The organism is Pseudomonas sp. KCJK9058 (assembly GCF_046230975.1).
Taxonomy (GTDB): domain Bacteria; phylum Pseudomonadota; class Gammaproteobacteria; order Pseudomonadales; family Pseudomonadaceae; genus Aquipseudomonas; species Aquipseudomonas alloputida.
In genome coordinates, this window is the sequence record NZ_JBJJLR010000008.1 from 45,205 (window position 1) to 63,427 (window position 18,223).

Consider the following 18,223-nt stretch of genomic DNA (forward strand, 5'->3'; position numbering starts at 1 on the left):
GCCTGTGCGGGGAAAAAGTTGTAGGCGATATTGCCTGCGGGTAAACCCGTGCAGGAGCGGGTTTACCCGCGAAAGGGCCCGCACAGGTCCGCACAGGCCTGCCTCACAGCCAGTACGTCACCGCCCACCATCCCAACCCGCCCATCACCACGGTATAGGGCAGCGCCATCCACACCATCCGCCCATACGACAGCCGGATCAGCGGCGCAATGGCCGAGGTCAGCAGGAACAGGAACGCCGCCTGCCCGTTCGGCGTCGCCACGCTTGGCAGGTTGGTGCCGGTGTTGATCGCCACCGCCAGTGTTTCGAAATGCTCGCGGCTCATGCTGCCGTTGAGAAATGCCTGCTTCACTTCGGTGATGTAGATGGTGGCAACGAACACATTGTCGCTGATCGCCGACAGCAAACCGTTGGCCAGATACAGCATGCCCGGTTGCTGTTCGGCCGGCAGCGTCAGCACCCAGCTGATCAATGGGCTGAACAATTGTTGCTGATGAATCACCGCGACCACGGCAAAGAACACCACCAACAGCGAAGTGAATGGCATGGCGTCCTGGAAGGCACGGCCCAGGCGGTGCTCGTCGGTGATGCCGGTGAAGGCTGTGATCAGTACGATCACCATCAGGCCGATCAGGCCGACCTCGGCCACATGCAGCCCCAGGCAGATGATCAGGATCAGGGCAGCAAGCCCTTGTACCCACAGCGCGATGCGCTGGGCCTGGGTACGTGCGGCATCGTCCTCGGCGGCATAGGCAGCCAGTACCTGGCGCACTGTCTCAGGCATCAGCGTGCCGTAGCCGAACAGGCGCAGCTTCTCCAGCAACACGCAGGTCAGCAGGCCGGCACCCAGCACCGGTATCGACACGGGCGCCACCTTGAGGAAGAAGTCAGCGAAGTGCCAGCCCATCTCGTGGCCGATCAGCAGGTTCTGCGGCTCGCCCACCAGCGTGCACACGCCACCCAGGGCGGTACCCACTGCGCCGTGCATCAGCAAGCTGCGCAGGAACGCGCGGAACTGGTTCAGGTCGTCACGGTGTAACTGCGCCACTTGCTGGTCGCTGTCCAGTGCGCTGTCTTCACGCGGGTTGGCGCCGGACGCCACGCGATGGTAGACCGCATAAAAGCCGACCGCGGCGCTGATGATCACGGCCGTCACCGTCAGCGCATCGAGAAACGCCGAAAGGAATGCCGACAGTACGCAGAACAGTAGCGACAGCATGGCTTTTGAACGCACACCCAGCAGAATGCGCGAGAACAGGAACAGCAGCAGTTCCTTCATGAAATGGATACCGGCGACCATGAACATCAGCAGCAGGATTACCGGGAAGTTGTGCTGCAGTTCTTCGTACAGTGCCTGCGGCGTGGTCATCTGCAACAGCAGGGCTTCGATCAGCAACAATCCGCCGGGCATCAGCGGGTAGCACTTCAGCGCCATGCCCAGGGTGAAGATGAACTCGATTACCAGCGCCCACCCGGCTGCAGCCGGGCCAATGGTTGCCAGCAGAAGCGGATTGAGCACCAGGAACAGGCAGATGACCGCTTTGTACCAAAGCGGCGACTGGCCCAGGAAACCGTGAGCGAGGGCGCCGGTCAGGGAGCGCGACATGAATATGTATCCTTATGATTCAGCGATGGCGCACGGTGCCGGATCATTGCGCCTTAGGCAAGGCATACAGTCCCGTTTTTGGCACAAGTACGGTCATCGGCATGAGTTAACATCCGGACCATGAACTTTTCGCCCGCAGGAGTGCCGCCCGTGACCGAGTACAGTGCATTAAAGGTCGAACTGACCGACAGCGTCGCCCATGTTCAGATCAATCGCCCAGAGAAGGTCAACGCGATGAATGCGGCCTTCTGGGAGGAAATCGTCGACACTTTCCAGTGGATCGATGACACCGATGCCGTGCGCGCGGTGGTGATCAGCGGCGCTGGCAAGCACTTTTCCGCCGGTATCGACCTGATGATGCTGGCCTCGCTGGCTGGGCAGATGGGCAAGGACGTGGGCCGCAATGCACGCTTCCTGCGTAAGACCATCCAGCGGCTGCAGGCCTCGTTCACCGCTGTGGACACGTGCCGCAAACCCGTACTGGCGGCCGTGCAAGGCTACTGCATCGGCGGCGCCATCGACCTCATCTCGGCGTGCGACATGCGCTACTGCAGCAGTGACGCGCAGTTCTCGATCAAGGAAATCGACATGGGTATGGCGGCCGATGTTGGCACATTGCAACGTTTGCCACGCATCATTGGCGACGGCATCATGCGGGAGCTGGCGTTTACCGGGCGTAATGTCGAGGCCGACGAGGCGCTGCGCATCGGCCTGGTCAACCGAGTCTATGATGATCAGGCCGCACTGATGGACGGCGTCTTTGCCATCGCCCGCGAGATTGCCGCAAAATCGCCGATCGCTGTAGCCGGCACCAAGGAAATGCTCAGCTACATGCGTGACCATCGCATCGACGATGGCCTGGACTACATTGCCACTTGGAACGCCGCAATGCTGCAGTCCGAAGACCTGCGCGTGGCTGTGGCGGCGCACATGAGCAAACAGAAACCGACGTTCGCCGACTGATCGGGCCGGGGGACGCGCAGTAAAGGAACCCCCGACATGTCAGCACGCTGGACTACTGCAGTACTCGACCCACAGATGACCGGGGGGCTGGCCGTGGCCCGCAGCCCTGAAGGGTTTCTGGTGGACGCCAACGGCGCGCTGTTCCCCCGCGACTGGCTCAAGCGCCAGGACCTCGACGTGCTGTGCGAGCACGGCATCGGCCACTTTGACGGCCAGCCGGTGTTCCTGCTGGAACTGCGCAGCGCCACTGATGTGCCTGGCTGCAGCTGGCGCGGCCTGCGTGCGTTCATGCTCGAAGGCGACTTCGACACCTACAAGGTGCTGGGATATGCCGCACAAATCGGCACCTGGGCCCGCGAGCATCGCTTTTGCGGCAGTTGCGGCCAGGCGATGACGCAAATTCGCTGGGAGCGGGCGATGTACTGCCAGCCCTGCGACCTGCGCAGCTATCCGCGCATTTCACCCAGCATGATCGTGCTGGTGACCCGCGGTGACGAAATCCTGTTGGCGCGTTCGCCACGCTTCGTTACCGGGGTGTACAGCACCTTGGCAGGTTTTGCCGAGCCGGGTGAATCGGCCGAAGACTGCCTGGTGCGCGAAGTGCGCGAAGAAGTGGCGCTGGAGGTGCGGAACATCCAGTACGTCGGCAGCCAGTGCTGGCCGTTCCCGCATTCGATGATGCTGGGTTTCCATGCCGAGTATGCCGGGGGCGAGATTGTCATGCAGCCGGACGAGATCGAGGACGCCAAGTGGTTCAGCGTCCACGACCTGCCGCCGCTGCCGGCCGGGCGGTCCATTGCCCGTTACCTGATCGATCTGTATGTTGCGCGGCGGCTGGGCTGTGATATCCCTGCTTTCCCGTCCTAGCTGCAGTGAACAATGTGCTCCGACTAGGCGCAGGGCGCAGGCAATGGTCATTCCATTGCCAAAGCCCCTCAGGCCTGCCCGAACCAGTGTTGCCACGCTAAGCGCACGGTCAACGCCAGCACCACGGTGATGAACACCGGGCGGATGAACTTGCTGCCGCCGCTGATCGCCGTGCGTGCGCCGAAAAAGGCGCCGACCATGACCGACAGGCCCATGCACAGGCCGACGATATAGTCCACCTGCCCGGAAATGATGAACACCGTCAGCGCCGCGATGTTGCTGACGAAGTTCATGCTGCGCGCCACGCCGCTGGCGCGTACCAGGTCGATGGGGTACAGCAGCAGGGTACTGACCGTCCAGAACGCACCGGTACCCGGGCCAGCTACGCCGTCGTAGAAGCCCAGGGTGAAGCCTTGCGGCACTTGCCACTTTTTCTTGATCGGTGCATCGGCATCCAGCGGCGCCTTGGGCGTGCCGCCGAACAACAGGTAGATGCCACAGGCGAAGACGATCACTGGCAGCATCTTGTTCAGCCATTCGGCTGGCATGTAGTGGGCGATGACGGCGCCGAGCAACGCCCCGGTCAGGGTGGCGAACAACGCCGGGCGCCACTGCGCCGGATGGAACAGTTTGCGTTTGTAGTAAGTGAAACCTGCAGTGGCCGAGCCGAAGGTGGAACTGAGCTTGTTGGTGCCCAGTACCAGGTGCGGTGGCATGCCGGCGGTGAGCAGGGCCGGGGTGGTGAGCAGGCCCCCGCCACCGGCAATGGCATCGATGAAACCGGCGACGAAGGCGACCAGCGCCAGGATCAGGAGGGTGAGGGGTTCTACGGTGAGTTCGAAGGGCATGGGGTTTTGGGCGCAGGGAGAAAGGCAAAAGGTGAGCAAAGGTCGCTCTGAAGGCGGAGATGGTAATACTCACCGGTTAGGCTTGCCAGTGCCAGGTGTTTGCGAGATTGCCCTTGCGCTTTAACGCCTGGCAGTTCACTTGGTTTGACCTCTCACGCTCGATTGTTTGGGCTGAAATGAAAAATTCGCAGGGGGTGTTGGTAGTTTATGAATGACGACGGCCTGTTCTGGAGGGCTATATAGTTTCTCAATGATTTGTGCGGTTTCATAAACTTCTTGAATATAAATGGTGGTTATATTGTCTGCTTGTGCCTCATCGTTGAGCATGTATCTGATATCATTATCAGGTTCCCAGTTCTCTAGCGTTTCTTTGTGTTTGATTAGTTTTGCAGCTTTCTTTAAATGTCTTCCTTGCGTGTGTGGGCTATCATACCACTTGGGGAATTTGGCCAATGCAGGGAAGTTTTCTGTAGCCTTGACAGCATCGTTGTAGTACTTGTTTTTGTTGTTTGGTGAGAGCGTCGAGGTGTCGCGTTTTAACTTGAAGAAATTCAAAAATTTCCTCAGCATCTGGCCGGAGGGGTCCAGATTGTTCGTTGGGTCGCCCTCGCAATAGGCATATGCATTTCGCCCCCCCTTGCCAAAAGGGCTGAGGTTGTCAGGCGAATAAAAGCGCATGAGACACGGGCTATACGCACGGTAGCCGTTGCCAAGGAGGTACAGGTTCGTGAAGGGATCACAACGTTGCCCTGTGTATCCCAGGATATGGTCAATGTGGCTGTGCCCATAAGCGCTGTAGGTCAGACTTTGAAGACGGTCACTATGTAAGCTGTTAGTTATGGAGTTCTGCGCATTTACTGCCGTTATCAGCGTTTCGGCACACCGCTCCGCGAGTGGAGTACCTGAGGCTGAAAATAGTGTAATGGATTGGTCTATACCAATTGCTGCTGATAAGTGGCCAAGGTTATAGAATAAATGCTGCTTTGGATTTTGTTGCATGATCAGTCTGCCGGTGCAGTGATTTTATTGATGCTACCTTCGGATAAAGTAGCCGTGCGTACAACTGGTATATTTGTCAGTTGCATGCAGGCGCTATGTATGCGTTGCCAGTGCCGGCCCTTTCGCGGGCAAGCCCGCTCCTACGAAGATGGCGTAATCCCGCGAGTTTACCCGCGAAAGGGCCGGTACAGGCTATCGCATCAGCTACGGATAAACGCCAGCAAATCCGCATTGATCACATCGGCATGGGTGGTTGGCATGCCATGCGGGTAGCCTTTGTAGGTTTTCAGCGTGCCATTGGGCAACAGCCTGGCCGACAGTACCCCGGAATTTTCGTATGGCACGATCTGGTCATCGTCGCCGTGCATCACCAGCACCGGTTGCTGGATGCCCTTCAGGTCGTCGGTGAAATCGGTCTGGGAAAACGCCACGATGCCATCGTAATGGGCCTTTGCACTGCCGATCATGCCTTGGCGCCACCAGTTGCCAATGATGCCTTCGCTGGCTTCGACCCCTGGGCGGTTGTAGCCGTAGAACGGCCCTGCAGGTACATCCCGGTAGAACTGCGCCCGGTTGCTGGCAACCTGGGCCTGGAAGCCGTCGAATACCGACTTGGGCAGGCCACCGGGGTTGCCGGGGGTTTGTACCATCAAGGGGGGGACGGCCGCGATCAGCACGGCCTTGGCCACCTTGTCTTCAGGGTGCCGGGCCATGTAGCGCACCACCTCGCCGCCGCCGGTCGAGTGGCCGACATGCACGGCACCCTGGGTGCACAGGTGGGCGACCACGGCGGCTACGTCGTCGGCATAGTGGTCCATGTCGTGGCCGTCCCATACCTGGCTGGAGCGGCCATGGCCCCGCCGGTCGTGGGCGACCACGCGGTAGCCTTCAGCGAGGAAGAACAGCATCTGCGCGTCCCAGTCATCGGCACTGAGCGGCCAGCCGTGGTGGAAGTGGATCACCGGCGCATCGCGCGGGCCCCAGTCCTTGTAGAAAATCTGTACGCCGTCCTTCGTGGTTACATAGCTCATGGTCGTGTCTCCTGAGTGCAGGAAGCGAAGGGAGCTATTGAGAATAGGAAGAATTTTGGCAGGTATCAGGAAGTTGTGTTGCCTGTGTGGGCCTCTTCGCGGGTGAACCCGCTCCTACACTGTGAGGTCCCTTTCACCCGCGAAGAGGCCCGCACAGGCAATACTGATGCCCTTCAGACGCGGTCGCGCATGCGGTACCAGGCCTTTGCCGCCGCTTCCAATGGCGCAGCCAGCAGGTCGCCACCGGGGAAGCGGCCGTTGTCGATGCCTTGGTACAGCGCCAACAGGTCTTCATCGCCGAGAATGGCATCACTCACCGCCCGCGCCGCCGCCAGGGTCGGCAGTACACCATGACCGGAGAAGCCCTGCAGCCAGTAGCGCTGGCCCTCGCGACCGACGTCCGGGGTGCGCTTGATGCTGCAATCGATATGGCCGCCCCAGGCATAGTCGATGGCCACCCCGGCCAGTTGCGGGAACACCCGCTCCAGGTACGGGCGGGTGGCGCTGGCGACGTCCTTGGGAATGCCGCCCAGGTAGGTGCAGCCGCCACCGAACAGCAGGCGGTGGTCTGGGGTGAGGCGGAAGTAGTCGGGTACGAACTGGTTGTCGATCACGCAACTGTTGCGAGGTAGTAACGAATGGGCCAAGTCGGCATCCAGAGGCGCAGTGGCGACCTGGTAGGAACCGACTGGCAACAGGCGACGCGACAGGCTGCGGTCAAGGCGGTCGATGTAGGCGTTGCAGGCCAGCACCAATACCTGGCAGCGAACTTCGCCACGGTCGGTACGGGCGACATAGCCGTCGCGAGCCTGCTGGTAGCTGAGCACCTGGCTCTGTTCGTAGATTCGCCCGCCAGCAGCCTCGATGGTACTGGCCAGGCCTTGCGCCAGTTTCAGCGGGTTGAGGTGGGCACCTTTGGCGTCGTACAGCGCGGCCTGGTAGCGCGGGCTGTCGATCCATTGCGGCAACTCGTCACGGCCGATCAGGCGCAGGGCGTCGTAACCCCATTTATGCTCGGCATCATGCAGGGCCTCTTCGAGCATTTTTACCCGGCGCGGCAATACCGCAGTCCACAGGCTGCCCTGCCGGTAGTCGATGTCGAAGCCGTGGCGCTGGGGCAGTTCGCGCATCTCTTCGGCGGCCCAGCACATGCTGGCCCATAGCCGTTGGGTGCGTTCCAGGCCAAGGGCCTGCTCCAGCGGCGGCATGTCGCACGACCAGCCCAGCAGCGCCTGGCCACCGTTGCGTCCGGAGGCCGCCCAGGCAACCCGGCTGGCTTCCAGCAGCGTTACGCGTTTGCCGGCCTGGGTCAGGCGCAGGGCCGTGTGCAGGCCGCTGAAACCGGCGCCGAGGATCAGCACGTCGGTGTCCTGGGGGCCTTGCAGGGTAGGGCGTAATGGGATGTTGGCGGGGTAGGTCTGGGCGTAGTAACTGGCGACGTGCTGGGCGGATTGTTTGAACATGCCGGGTTTCCGTGAAAATTATTGTGTTTATTTTCATGAAAAGTTAGCAGTTAAATTTCACGCTGCCAATGTGTTGGTCGGGTTTTGTGGTTTGCCTGTTGTTAATGTGTTGCCTGGGCTGGCCTCTTCGCGGGTGAACCCGCTCCTACAGGGGGCACGCGCAGAGAGACCGGACGTGAGAAGGCGGAAATTTCAGGACGTTGCCTTTTTCCGCGGCTGTCGTGGCTTGCTCGGAGTTGTCTTGTTTCCGGCCGCTTTGCTTTTCCCACCTCCACCGCGACGTTTCTTCTTCCAGGGCGGGGCCGCCCCGGCCGCTGGCCCGCTGATGGTCATGCGCATGCCGCTGCAACGCTCGACCAGCTTGCCCATCCACGCCGACTGCCGGGCAACGAACTCTTCCAGGGTCATCTCGCCGCTTTGCACCATGTCCAGCGCCTGCTCCCAGATCGCCGTGGTGCCGGGATCGGCAATGGCGCGGGGAACGGCGTCGATCAGGCTGAAGGCCGCAGGTGTGGCCGACAGCGCCTTGCCGTTCTTTACCAGGTAACCGCGGTCGAGCAGACCCTGGATAATGCTGGCGCGGGTGGCCTCGGTGCCGATGCCGGTGGTTTCCTTGAGTTTCTGCTTCAGCCGAGGGTCATCCACCAGCTTGGCCACGTTTTTCATCGCCTTGATCAGGTCGCCTTCGGTAAACGGTTTGGGTGGCTGGGTCCACAGGTCTTTCAGTTGCAGGCCGTGTACGTTGCAGTCCTGGCCTTCGCGAAGCGCCGGCAGCACCTGGGCCGGTGGTGCCTCGCGGCCTTTGGCCGGGGTGAGCGCCTCGGGCAAGGCGCGGCGCCAGCCCGGCTCGACGATCTGCTTGCCCACAGCACGCAGCGCATGACCGGTGCAGTCGAAGTCGGCCTGGGTGCGGTCGTACTCATGGTTGGGCAGGAACTGCGCCAGATAGCGGGCGCGGATCAGGGTATACACGGCCTTGTGCTTGGCCGGCAGGCGCGAGGGGTCGCTGGCGGCGGCCGTGGGGATGATGCCATGGTGAGCGCTGACTTTGGCGTCGTTCCACGCCCGCGAGCGGCGTTGCGGCTCCAGGTAGGGCTGCAGCGGTGCCAGGCTGGCATCGGCCCGTTGCAGGGCGGCGAGGATGGCGGGTGCCTCGGCGTGCTGGCTTTGTGGCAAATAGCCGCAATCACTGCGCGGGTAGGTGATCAACTTGTGTGTTTCGTACAGTGCCTGGGCAATGTCGAGGGTTTCCTGGGCGCCGAGGCCGAACTTTTTCGAGCACAGCTCCTGCAGGGTGCCAAGGTCGAAGGGCAGCGGTGCTGCTTCGCGCACACGCTCGGTCGCTACCTTTACCGCTCGGGCAGTGCCGGCATGGCCGATGTCGGTGGCGGCCCGCTGTGCCAGGTCTTGCTTCAGGCAGCGGCCTTGGTCATCGCAGACGTCTTCGGGGGCGCGCCATTGGGCATTGAAGCGTTGGCCGGCGTGTTCCAGCTGGACGTCGATGGCCCAGAACGGCACCGGTACGAAGTTGGCGATGCTGCGGTCGCGGTCGACCACCAGGCGCAAGGTCGGCGTTTGCACGCGGCCTACCGGCAGCACACCCTGGTAGCCGGATTGGCGGCCCAGCAAGGTGAACAGCCGGCTCATGTTCATGCCGATCAGCCAGTCGGCGCGCGAGCGGCCCAGCGCCGAGTGGTACAGGTTGAACGTCTCGTGGCCTGGCAGCAGGCGCGCCAGGGCCTTGCGGATGGAGGCGTCATCCAGCGCCGACAGCCACAGGCGCTGCACCGGGCCTCGGTAGCGGCAGTGCTCGACCAGCTCGCGGGCAATCATTTCGCCTTCGCGGTCGGCGTCGGTGGCAATCACCAGCTCCCGCGCTTCACCGAGCAGGCGCTTGACCGCCTTGAACTGGCTGGCGGTCTTGGGCTTTACCAGCATCTTCCACTTGTCTGGAATGATCGGCAGGTCGGCCAGGTTCCAGCGCTTGTAACGTTCGTCATAGCTGTCGGGCGGGGCGGTTTCCAGCAGGTGGCCAATGCACCAGGTGACGCAGATGTCGGTGCCTTGCCAGCAGCCGTCGCCTTTGCGGTTGGCGCCGAGCACTTTGGCGATGTCTTTTGCCTGGGAGGGTTTTTCGCAGAGAAACAGGCGCATGGCCGGGGACGCTTCATCGGGGTGGTGGGCCATAGGATGCGCAAGCGGGGGCGCAGAGGCAAGTTTTATCTGGATGGATGTACAGGTTTTTTGTCAGCGGGGATGTAGATGGCCTGTGCCGGCCTCTTCGCGGGTAAACCCGCTCCTACAGGGAAGCGTGATGCTTGTAGGAGCGGGTTTACCCGCGAAGCGGCCGGCACAGGTGATGGATCAGGGGCGCGAGTCGCGCACCATGTCGACATGCGGGATGCCAGCTTCGAGGAATTCCTCGCTGACTACGCGAAAGCCCAACCGCTCATAGAACGGCGTGGCGTGTACCTGGGCGCTGAGCATCTGCTGTTTCAGGTCGCGGTTCTGCGCTTCGACGATGACCGCATTGACCAACGCATCGCCCACCTTCAGGCCACGCCAGTCCTTGAGCACCGAGATGCGCCCGATGGTGCCGTCGGCCAGCAGGCGCGCAGTACCGATCGGATAGTCGCCTTCCAGGGCCAGGAAGTGCAGGGCATCCTGGTCTTCCGAATCGAACTCCAGCTCTGGCGGAATGTGCTGCTCGGCGACGAACACGGCTTCACGGATTCGGCGGATGTCGGCGTTGTCTTTGTGCCAATCGGCGAGGCGAACGCTGATCTTATTCATTGGCGAATCCCAGGCTCCCTTGTTTGACCAACTGCTGTACCAGCATAAGGCCATCTTCGTCCTGCAGCCACTCGGCCAGGTTGTCGATGTGCAAGGCGTCGGCCGCACATACCAGCTTCAGCAGCTCTCGCAGTTTGCCGGGCAGTGGGCAACTACGGCCGCTGGCGAACAGCAGCAGGTCGTCTTCGAATTCCGACCAGGCCAGGCGTGCGCTGGGGTTGCGGATCAGGATGGCGCCCTGCTCAAGGGCGTCGATCAGCTCTTCCTCGCTCAGCTCTTCGCCAACGATCTGCTCGGGGTAGCGCGGCTCGGTCATGAACTGGCCGAACCAGGTCAGCAGCAGGTCCTTGTCGCCCATGTGCTTGTCGAGCAGCGCCTTGAGGCGGTCGAGGGCATCGTGCTGGATCTGGTGCGGGTCGCTGACCGGCTGGGCGTCGGCGTCGCTGTAGCGCTCTTCGTCGGGCAGGAACTGGCCGAGGAAGTCGGTGAAGTGGGTCAGCACTTCGGCAGCGCTCGGTGCGCGGAAGCCGACCGAGTAGGTCAGGCAGTCATCCACGGCTACGCCGTAGTGGGCCAGGCGCGGTGGCAGGTAGAGCATGTCGCCGGGCTCCAGGGTCCACTCTTCACTCTGCTCGAACTCGGCCAGGATACGCAGGTCGGCGTGCTCCAGCAGCGGGCTGTCACTGCTGCACATCTGGCCGATCTTCCAGTTGCGCTGGCCGTGGCCCTGCAGCAGGAACACGTCGTAGTTGTCGAAGTGCGGGCCGACGCTGCCACCCGGGGCGGCGAAGCTGATCATCACGTCATCGATACGCCAGCTGGGCAGGAAGCGGAAGTTTTCCAGCAGTTCGGCCACTTCCGGAACGAACTGGTCAACGGCCTGTACCAGCAGGGTCCAGTCTTTTTCCGGCAGTTCGGCGAAGGTGTCTTCGCTGAACGGGCCGCGGCGCAGTTCCCACGGGTGCGCGCCGTGCTCCAGCACGATACGCGACTCGACCTCGTCTTCCAGGGCCAGGCCGGCGAGCTCGTCGGGGTCGATCGGGCTGATGAAGTCCGGGAAGGCCTGGCGTACCAGCAGCGGCTTCTTCTGCCAGTAGTCGCGCATGAATTCGCGGGCCGAGATGCCGCCGAGCAGCTGCAGTGGAGTATCAGGATTCATGTTCAACCTATTGAAAAAACGTAATTTTCGTACGGGAATAAAAACGCCCGGCCAGGCCGGGCGTTGTACGCGACGCTCAGCTTAGATGCGTTTGGCCTGGGCCGCCGCGTTACCGATGTAGGTAGCGGGGGTCAGCTGCTTGAGCTCGGCCTTGGCTTCGGCTGGCATGTCCAGGCCGTCGATGAAGGTCAGCAGCGCTTCTGGGGTGATGCCCTTGCCACGGGTCAGCTCTTTGAGCTTCTCGTAGGGGTTTTCGATGTTGAAGCGGCGCATCACGGTCTGGATCGGCTCGGCCAACACTTCCCAGCAGGCGTCCAGATCGGCGGCGATGCGAGCTTCGTTGACTTCCAGCTTGCCGATGCCTTTCAGGCTGGCCTCGAAGGCGATCACGCTGTGGGCAAAGCCCACGCCCAGGTTGCGCAGCACGGTGGAGTCGGTCAGGTCACGCTGCCAGCGCGAGATCGGCAGCTTGCTGGCCAGGTGCTGGAACAGCGCGTTGGCGATACCCAGGTTGCCTTCGGAGTTTTCGAAGTCGATCGGGTTGACCTTGTGCGGCATGGTCGACGAACCGATTTCGCCGGCAACGGTCTTCTGCTTGAAGTAACCCAGCGAAATGTAGCCCCACACATCACGGTCGAAGTCGATCAGGATGGTGTTGAAGCGGGCGATGGCGTCGAACAGCTCGGCGATGTAGTCGTGCGGCTCGATCTGGGTGGTGTACGGGTTGAACTGCAGGCCCAGTTCGTCTTCGATGAAGGCGCGGGCGTTCTCTTCCCAGTCGATCTGCGAGTAGGCCGACAGGTGGGCGTTGTAGTTGCCCACGGCGCCGTTGATCTTGCCCAGCAGCGGCACGGCGGCAACCTGGGCGATCTGGCGCTCCAGGCGGTACACGACGTTGGCCAGTTCTTTACCCAGGGTGGTCGGGGAAGCCGGCTGACCATGGGTACGCGACAGCATTGGCACTTCGGCGTGGGCGTGGGCCAGGGCGCGGATGGCGTCGGCGACCTGGCGCATCAGCGGCAACAGCACTTCGTCACGGCCAGCGCGCAGCATCAGGGCGTGGGACAGGTTGTTGATGTCCTCGCTGGTGCAGGCGAAGTGGATGAACTCGCTGACCTTGGCCAGCTCAGGCAGCTTGGCGGCCTGCTCCTTGAGGAGGTATTCAATGGCCTTGACGTCGTGGTTGGTGGTGCGCTCGATTTCCTTGACGCGCTCGGCGTGCTCCAGCTTGAAATCGTTGGCCAGGCTGTCCAGCAGGGCGTTGGCTTCGGCGGAGAACGCCGGCACTTCGCCGATTTGCGGGTGGGCGGCCAGGCGCTGCAGCCAGCGCACTTCGACCAGGGCGCGGAAACGGATCAGGCCGAATTCGCTGAAAATGGGGCGCAAGGCCTGGGTTTTGCCGGCATAACGGCCGTCTACAGGGGAAACCGCAGTGAGCGAAGAAAGCTGCATGGGGTGTTCTCGGACAGTCAGGCTTTTGGAAGGGCGCATATCATACATGAAAATTGCGCCTGGGTCGGGTGGCTGACCAAAGGTCGGCCCAATTTGGATCTGGTGGCAGCCCCTGTGGGAGCAGGCGTGCCCGCGAACACCGGCGTAGCCGGTGCCATACACCTCGTCGCCTGCTTCGCGGGCACGCCCGCTCCCACAAAGGGCCGCCCAGCCCGTCAGGTGGGGCTGCGCATCATGTCGTACAGTTCGTTCAGCAACTTGCGCCGGCTAAACACCAGCTGCCAGCGGTGCCCGCCCAGTTGCCGCCACAGTCGCGCGGCGCGGATGCCGGCCAGCAGCAAGGCGCGGATCTTCGAGGCGTTGTTGGGCTGCTGCAGGAAGCGCATGTCGCCGTGCACCTGAATGCGCTGGCGCAAGGTGCTCAGGGTGTCTTGATACAAGGCTCCACTGGAAGCGATGACGTTTTCGTGAACCAGGCCGAAATGCTCGGCCTGCGACTGGATTTGCGGCAGTCGGTTGCCGATGGTGTCCAGCAGGTCACCACGCTTGTTCAGCTGGCGTTCCAGGCCCAGCATCGACAGGGCGTAGCGCAGTGGCTCGCGCTGCAGGCTGTTGGGGTCGCGCTCGAGGGCGCCGATCAGCGCTCGGTAGCCGTCGCGCAGGTTCAGGTCGTCACCGCCGAACACCTCCAGGGTGTCTTTGGGGTCACACACCAGCAGGCTGCCCAGCATGCAGCCGATATTGGCTTCACTGGCCTGGCCGGTGCGGGCGATGCGGTCGACAAGCACGGCGGCCTGGAACACACCGCCCAATGCGATCAGCTGCTCCTGCAGGTTGCTCATGCGCGCGGGCTCCACGGCTCGGCAGCCTCGATCACGCCACCGCCCAGGCACACTTCGCCGTCATAGAACACCACTGACTGGCCCGGCGTTACGGCGCGCTGAGGCTCGTCGAACACGGCGCGGTAGCCGCTGGCGGTGCGTTCCAGGGTGCATCGCTGGTCGCTCTGGCGGTAGCGCACCTTGGCAGTCAACTGGCGTGGGCTGCCGAGGTCGACCGGGTTGACCCAGAAAATGTCCGAGGCCAGCAGGGCGCGGGAGAACAGCCATGGGTGCTCGTTGCCCTGGCCGACCACCAGCACGTTGCGGGCCAGGTCCTTGTGCAGCACGTACCACGGCTCGTCACTGGCATCTTTCAGGCCGCCAATGCCCAGGCCCTGGCGCTGGCCGATGGTGTGGTACATCAGGCCATGGTGGCGGCCGATCACTTCACCTTCGGTGGTTTCAATGTCGCCCGGCTGGGCCGGCAGGTACTGCTTGAGGAAGTCGCTGAAGCGGCGCTCGCCAATGAAGCAGATGCCGGTGGAATCTTTCTTCTTGGCGGTGGCCAGGCCGTGCTTTTCGGCGATGGCGCGTACTTCGGGCTTTTCCAGTTCACCGACCGGGAACAGCGTGCGGGCGATTTCCTGGCCGCCGACGGCGTGCAGGAAGTAGCTCTGGTCCTTGTTCGGGTCCAGGCCCTTGAGCAGTTCGGTGAGCGCGCCAGTATCGCGGCGGCGCACATAGTGGCCGGTGGCGATCAGGTCGGCACCCAGCGACAGGGCGTAGTCGAGGAACGCCTTGAACTTGATTTCGCGGTTGCAGAGGATGTCGGGGTTGGGGGTGCGGCCAGCCTTGTATTCCTCAAGGAAGTGCTCGAACACGTTGTCCCAGTATTCGGCGGCGAAGTTGGCGGTGTGCAGCTTGATGCCGATACGGTCGCACACGGCCTGGGCGTCGGCCAGGTCTTCACGGGCGGTGCAGTATTCGGTGCCGTCGTCCTCTTCCCAGTTCTTCATGAACAGCCCTTCCACCTGGTAGCCCTGCTCGATGAGCAGAAGGGCTGAGACGGAAGAGTCCACGCCGCCGGACATGCCGACGATGACGCGGGTCTTGGCGGGGTCTTTAAGTGCTGGGCTGGTCATGGGTACCGGTGTGTATCAAGGGGGAAAAACGCCGATTCTATCAAAACCGCGGCGCTGCGTCAGTCGCGTAGCAGGTTGAGGCTGTGCAGCGGGCCTTTGAGGTAGTCATCCAGGCAGCGCGGCACCAGCTCGCTGCGCCAGCGAGTAGGGTCGGCCAGCAGTTCGTCGCGGGTCAGCCACACGGCGCGGACGATGTCGCTGTCCAGTGCCAGGTCGGCGTGATGGCGCACGGGGCGGGCGGCGAAGCAGATGCGCTGGTAGGTCACGCCGTTGCTGGGGGCGGTGTACAGGTAGATGCCGACCACGCCGGTCAGCTCGACTTCCCAGGCGGTTTCCTCCAGGGTTTCGCGCAGGGCGGCCTGGGGCAGGGTCTCGTTGGGTTCGAGGTGGCCGGCCGGCTGGTTGAAGACGTGCTGGTTGGCTTTGAATTCCTCGACGAAGAGGAACTTGCCTTCGTGTTCGACGATGGTGGCGACGGTGATGTGGGGTTGCCAGGTCATGAGCATCTCCTCAACGGTCTGCAGGGCCCTGTAGAAGCGGGTTAACCCGTGAATGGGGCAGTGGTTTCACCACCGTATTCGCGGGTAAACCCGCTCCTGCAGGGACCGCGCTTGTTTTCCAGAAAGCACAAACCCCGGTGCGTGGCCGGGGTTTGTGCTGTTACTTCAAGCGAACCTTACAGGGCAGCGATGGCGCTGTTCAGGGTCTGGCTTGGGCGCATCACCTTGGCGGTCAGCTCGGCATCCGGGGCGTAGTAGCCGCCGATGTCGGCTGGCTTGCCCTGAACGGCGTTGAGCTCGGCGACGATGGTCGCTTCGTTCTCGGCCAGGGTTTTTGCCAGTGGTGCGAAGCGTGCCTGCAGGGCTGCGTCGTCCGTCTGAGCGGCCAGGGCCTCGGCCCAGTACAGGGTCAGGTAGAAGTGGCTGCCGCGGTTGTCGATACCGCCGACTTTGCGCGACGGCGACTTGTTGGTGTCGAGGAACTTGCCGGTAGCCTGGTCCAGGGTGTTGGCCAGAACCTTGGCGCGCGGGTTGTCGTAGGTGTTGCCCAGGTGCTCCAGGGAAGCGGCCAGGGCCAGGAATTCACCCAGCGAATCCCAGCGCAGGAAGTTCTCTTCAACCAGCTGCTGCACGTGCTTCGGAGCCGAACCGCCGGCGCCGGTTTCGAACAGGCCACCGCCGCTCATCAGCGGTACGATCGACAGCATCTTGGCGCTGGTGCCCAGCTCCATGATCGGGAACAGGTCGGTCAGGTAGTCACGCAGCACGTTGCCGGTCACCGAGATGGTGTCCTTGCCTTCGCGGATGCGGGCCAGGGAGAACTTGATGGCGTCGACCGGTGCCAGGATGCGGATGTCCAGGCCGGTGGTGTCGTGATCTTTCAGGTACTTCTGCACCTTCTCGATCATGACGCCGTCGTGGGCGCGAGCCGGGTCCAGCCAGAACACCGCCGGGGTGTTGCTCAGGCGGGCACGGTTGACGGCCAGCTTGACCCAGTCCTGGATCGGCGCGTCCTTAGTCTGGCACATACGGAAGATGTCACCGGCTTCGACGTTCTGCTCCAGCACCACGTTGCCCTTGCCATCGACTACACGAACCACGCCGTCAGCCTTGACCTGGAAGGTCTTGTCATGGGAGCCATACTCTTCGGCCTTTTGCGCCATCAGGCCAACGTTCGGCACGCTGCCCATGGTGGTCGGGTCGAAGGCACCGTTGACCTTGCAGTCTTCGATGGTGGCCTGGTAGATGCCGGCGTAGCAGCGGTCCGGGATCACGGCCTTGGCGTCTTGCAGTTCGCCTGCGGTGTTCCACATCTTGCCCGAGTCACGGATCATGGCCGGCATCGAGGCGTCGACGATCACGTCGCTCGGCACGTGCAGGTTGGTGATGCCTTTGTCGGAGTTGACCATGGCCAGGGCCGGGCGCTCGGCGTACAGGGCCTGGATGTCGGCTTCGATCTCGGCCTGCTTGTCAGCTGGCAGGTCCTTGATGCGGGCGTACAGGTCGCCGATACCGTTGTTGGCGTTGAAGCCTACTTCGGCCAGGGCAGCGGCGTGCTTGGTCAGCACGTCGTTGTAGAACTCTTCGACGATGACGCCGAACATGATCGGGTCGGAGACCTTCATCATGGTAGCTTTCAGGTGCACCGACAGCAGCACGCCGGCGGCCTTGGCATCGGCGATCTGCTCGGCGATGAAGGCTTTCAGGGCCTTGCGGCTCAGGGTGGCGCAGTCGATGACTTCAGCAGCTTTGACGGCGGTTTTTTCTTTCAGCACGGTGGTGCTGCCGTCTCTGCCGACCAGCTCGATGCGCAGGCTGTCGTCAGCTTCGATCAGCGCGGCTTTTTCGCTGCCGTAGAAGTCGCCTTGAGTCATGTGGGCAACGTGCGACTTGGAGTCGGCGGCCCAGGCGCCCATCTTGTGTGGGTGCTTGCGGGCGTAGTTCTTGACCGACAGCGGCGCGCGGCGGTCGGAGTTGCCTTCGCGCAGCACCGGGTTCACGGCGGAACCCTTGATGCGGTCGTAGCGGGCACGGGATTCTTTTTCTTCCGCGGTGGCCGGCTCGTCGGCGTAGTCAGGGATGTTGAAGCCCTTGCCTTGCAGTTCCTTGATCGCGGCTTTGAGCTGCGGTACCGAGGCGCTGATGTTTGGCAGCTTGATGATGTTGGCTTCAGGGGTGGTAGCCAGCTGGCCCAGTTCCGCCAGGTGATCGCCTACTTGCTTCTCTGCGCCCAGTTGCTCCGGGAAGGCGGCAAGGATACGGCCAGCCAGGGAGATGTCGCGAGTTTCGACAGCGATGTCAGCCGAAGCGGTGAACGCTTCGATGATCGGCAGCAGCGAGTAAGTGGCGAGGGCGGGGGCTTCGTCGGTGAAGGTATAGATGATCTTGGAACGGGTGGGCATGCGGGTTAACTCTCTGTGTGCTGAGCGTGCTCGAGTCTCGTGGTGCGCAGGGTAGGCGCATCGCCCTGGCAGCGCCATGAGCGGAAAGTCGAGAGGCTGCGAGCGGTGATGGTGGATGCATCAGTCGAGCGTCAAGTGCTGAGCTGCGGTAACAACCCAGGCTTTATGGCCATTCAT

General features: G+C 62.4%; 15 protein-coding genes. 2 read left to right on the top strand and 13 right to left on the bottom strand.

Annotated features, from left to right (window positions below; genetic code table 11):
* Positions 1-103: 103 nt before the first annotated feature.
* The gene (gene nhaB / locus ACK59Z_RS07235) at positions 104-1,606 is read right to left on the bottom strand and encodes a sodium/proton antiporter NhaB (protein ID WP_003251254.1); all 1,503 of its coding nucleotides are present in this window, start codon (positions 1,604-1,606) and stop codon (positions 104-106) included.
* 150 nt (positions 1,607-1,756) lie between these two features.
* Between nhaB and ACK59Z_RS07240 the strand changes: the two genes are divergently transcribed.
* Positions 1,757-2,569: a crotonase/enoyl-CoA hydratase family protein gene (locus ACK59Z_RS07240; protein ID WP_108191726.1), complete on the top strand. Its 813-nt coding sequence runs from the start codon at positions 1,757-1,759 to the stop codon at positions 2,567-2,569.
* A 36-nt stretch (positions 2,570-2,605) separates the two neighbouring features.
* Complete coding sequence (gene nudC, locus ACK59Z_RS07245) at positions 2,606-3,436, top strand: NAD(+) diphosphatase (protein ID WP_108191727.1); 831 nt, start codon at positions 2,606-2,608, stop codon at positions 3,434-3,436.
* 68 nt (positions 3,437-3,504) lie between these two features.
* Here nudC and ACK59Z_RS07250 read toward each other — a convergent pair whose 3' ends face one another.
* The 12 genes from ACK59Z_RS07250 to ACK59Z_RS07305 form a co-directional block, all read right to left on the bottom strand.
* Positions 3,505-4,284 carry a TSUP family transporter gene (locus ACK59Z_RS07250; RefSeq protein WP_003251244.1) on the bottom strand — a complete coding sequence of 260 codons (780 nt, stop codon included), beginning with the start codon at positions 4,282-4,284 and terminating at the stop codon, positions 3,505-3,507.
* A gap of 135 nt (positions 4,285-4,419) precedes the next feature.
* Complete coding sequence (locus ACK59Z_RS07255; protein WP_108191728.1) at positions 4,420-5,283, bottom strand: RHS repeat-associated core domain-containing protein; 864 nt, start codon at positions 5,281-5,283, stop codon at positions 4,420-4,422.
* A gap of 200 nt (positions 5,284-5,483) precedes the next feature.
* Positions 5,484-6,314, bottom strand: a complete 831-nt coding sequence (locus ACK59Z_RS07260) for an alpha/beta fold hydrolase (RefSeq protein WP_108191729.1) — start codon at positions 6,312-6,314, stop codon at positions 5,484-5,486.
* A gap of 173 nt (positions 6,315-6,487) precedes the next feature.
* The gene (locus ACK59Z_RS07265; RefSeq protein WP_108191730.1) at positions 6,488-7,777 is read right to left on the bottom strand and encodes an FAD-binding oxidoreductase; all 1,290 of its coding nucleotides are present in this window, start codon (positions 7,775-7,777) and stop codon (positions 6,488-6,490) included.
* Between the two features lie 192 nt (positions 7,778-7,969).
* Positions 7,970-9,931, bottom strand: coding sequence for a DNA topoisomerase III (locus ACK59Z_RS07270; protein WP_108191742.1), 1,962 nt, complete (start codon positions 9,929-9,931; stop codon positions 7,970-7,972).
* A 210-nt stretch (positions 9,932-10,141) separates the two neighbouring features.
* Positions 10,142-10,570, bottom strand: a complete 429-nt coding sequence (locus tag ACK59Z_RS07275; protein ID WP_019750911.1) for a GNAT family N-acetyltransferase — start codon at positions 10,568-10,570, stop codon at positions 10,142-10,144.
* Positions 10,563-11,729: a cupin domain-containing protein gene (locus ACK59Z_RS07280; RefSeq protein WP_012051819.1), complete on the bottom strand. Its 1,167-nt coding sequence runs from the start codon at positions 11,727-11,729 to the stop codon at positions 10,563-10,565. The genes ACK59Z_RS07275 and ACK59Z_RS07280 overlap by 8 nt, the downstream gene beginning before the upstream one ends.
* A gap of 81 nt (positions 11,730-11,810) precedes the next feature.
* Positions 11,811-13,181, bottom strand: coding sequence for an adenylosuccinate lyase (gene purB, locus ACK59Z_RS07285; protein ID WP_003251234.1), 1,371 nt, complete (start codon positions 13,179-13,181; stop codon positions 11,811-11,813).
* A 215-nt stretch (positions 13,182-13,396) separates the two neighbouring features.
* Positions 13,397-14,023: a high frequency lysogenization protein HflD gene (gene hflD / locus ACK59Z_RS07290; protein ID WP_409292708.1), complete on the bottom strand. Its 627-nt coding sequence runs from the start codon at positions 14,021-14,023 to the stop codon at positions 13,397-13,399.
* Positions 14,020-15,144 carry a tRNA 2-thiouridine(34) synthase MnmA gene (gene mnmA / locus ACK59Z_RS07295; protein WP_003251230.1) on the bottom strand — a complete coding sequence of 375 codons (1,125 nt, stop codon included), beginning with the start codon at positions 15,142-15,144 and terminating at the stop codon, positions 14,020-14,022. The genes hflD and mnmA overlap by 4 nt, the downstream gene beginning before the upstream one ends.
* A 59-nt stretch (positions 15,145-15,203) precedes the next feature.
* Positions 15,204-15,644 (bottom strand): NUDIX hydrolase, encoded by a 441-nt coding sequence (locus tag ACK59Z_RS07300; protein ID WP_108191731.1) that lies wholly within the window; start codon positions 15,642-15,644, stop codon positions 15,204-15,206.
* Between the two features lie 176 nt (positions 15,645-15,820).
* Positions 15,821-18,046 (bottom strand): NADP-dependent isocitrate dehydrogenase, encoded by a 2,226-nt coding sequence (locus ACK59Z_RS07305; protein WP_108191732.1) that lies wholly within the window; start codon positions 18,044-18,046, stop codon positions 15,821-15,823.
* Positions 18,047-18,223: the final 177 nt, after the last annotated feature.

Coding starts and splice junctions, on each gene's coding strand:
- nhaB (WP_003251254.1), bottom strand. CDS start 1,606: ATGTCGCGCTCCCTGACCGGCGCCCTCGCTCACGGTTTCCTGGGCCAG.
- nudC (WP_108191727.1), top strand. CDS start 2,606: ATGTCAGCACGCTGGACTACTGCAGTACTCGACCCACAGATGACCGGG.
- ACK59Z_RS07250 (WP_003251244.1), bottom strand. CDS start 4,284: ATGCCCTTCGAACTCACCGTAGAACCCCTCACCCTCCTGATCCTGGCG.
- ACK59Z_RS07255 (WP_108191728.1), bottom strand. CDS start 5,283: ATGCAACAAAATCCAAAGCAGCATTTATTCTATAACCTTGGCCACTTA.
- ACK59Z_RS07260 (WP_108191729.1), bottom strand. CDS start 6,314: ATGAGCTATGTAACCACGAAGGACGGCGTACAGATTTTCTACAAGGAC.
- ACK59Z_RS07265 (WP_108191730.1), bottom strand. CDS start 7,777: ATGTTCAAACAATCCGCCCAGCACGTCGCCAGTTACTACGCCCAGACC.
- ACK59Z_RS07270 (WP_108191742.1), bottom strand. CDS start 9,931: ATGCGCCTGTTTCTCTGCGAAAAACCCTCCCAGGCAAAAGACATCGCC.
- ACK59Z_RS07275 (WP_019750911.1), bottom strand. CDS start 10,570: ATGAATAAGATCAGCGTTCGCCTCGCCGATTGGCACAAAGACAACGCC.
- ACK59Z_RS07280 (WP_012051819.1), bottom strand. CDS start 11,729: ATGAATCCTGATACTCCACTGCAGCTGCTCGGCGGCATCTCGGCCCGC.
- purB (WP_003251234.1), bottom strand. CDS start 13,181: ATGCAGCTTTCTTCGCTCACTGCGGTTTCCCCTGTAGACGGCCGTTAT.
- hflD (WP_409292708.1), bottom strand. CDS start 14,023: ATGAGCAACCTGCAGGAGCAGCTGATCGCATTGGGCGGTGTGTTCCAG.
- mnmA (WP_003251230.1), bottom strand. CDS start 15,144: ATGACCAGCCCAGCACTTAAAGACCCCGCCAAGACCCGCGTCATCGTC.
- ACK59Z_RS07300 (WP_108191731.1), bottom strand. CDS start 15,644: ATGACCTGGCAACCCCACATCACCGTCGCCACCATCGTCGAACACGAA.
- ACK59Z_RS07305 (WP_108191732.1), bottom strand. CDS start 18,046: ATGCCCACCCGTTCCAAGATCATCTATACCTTCACCGACGAAGCCCCC.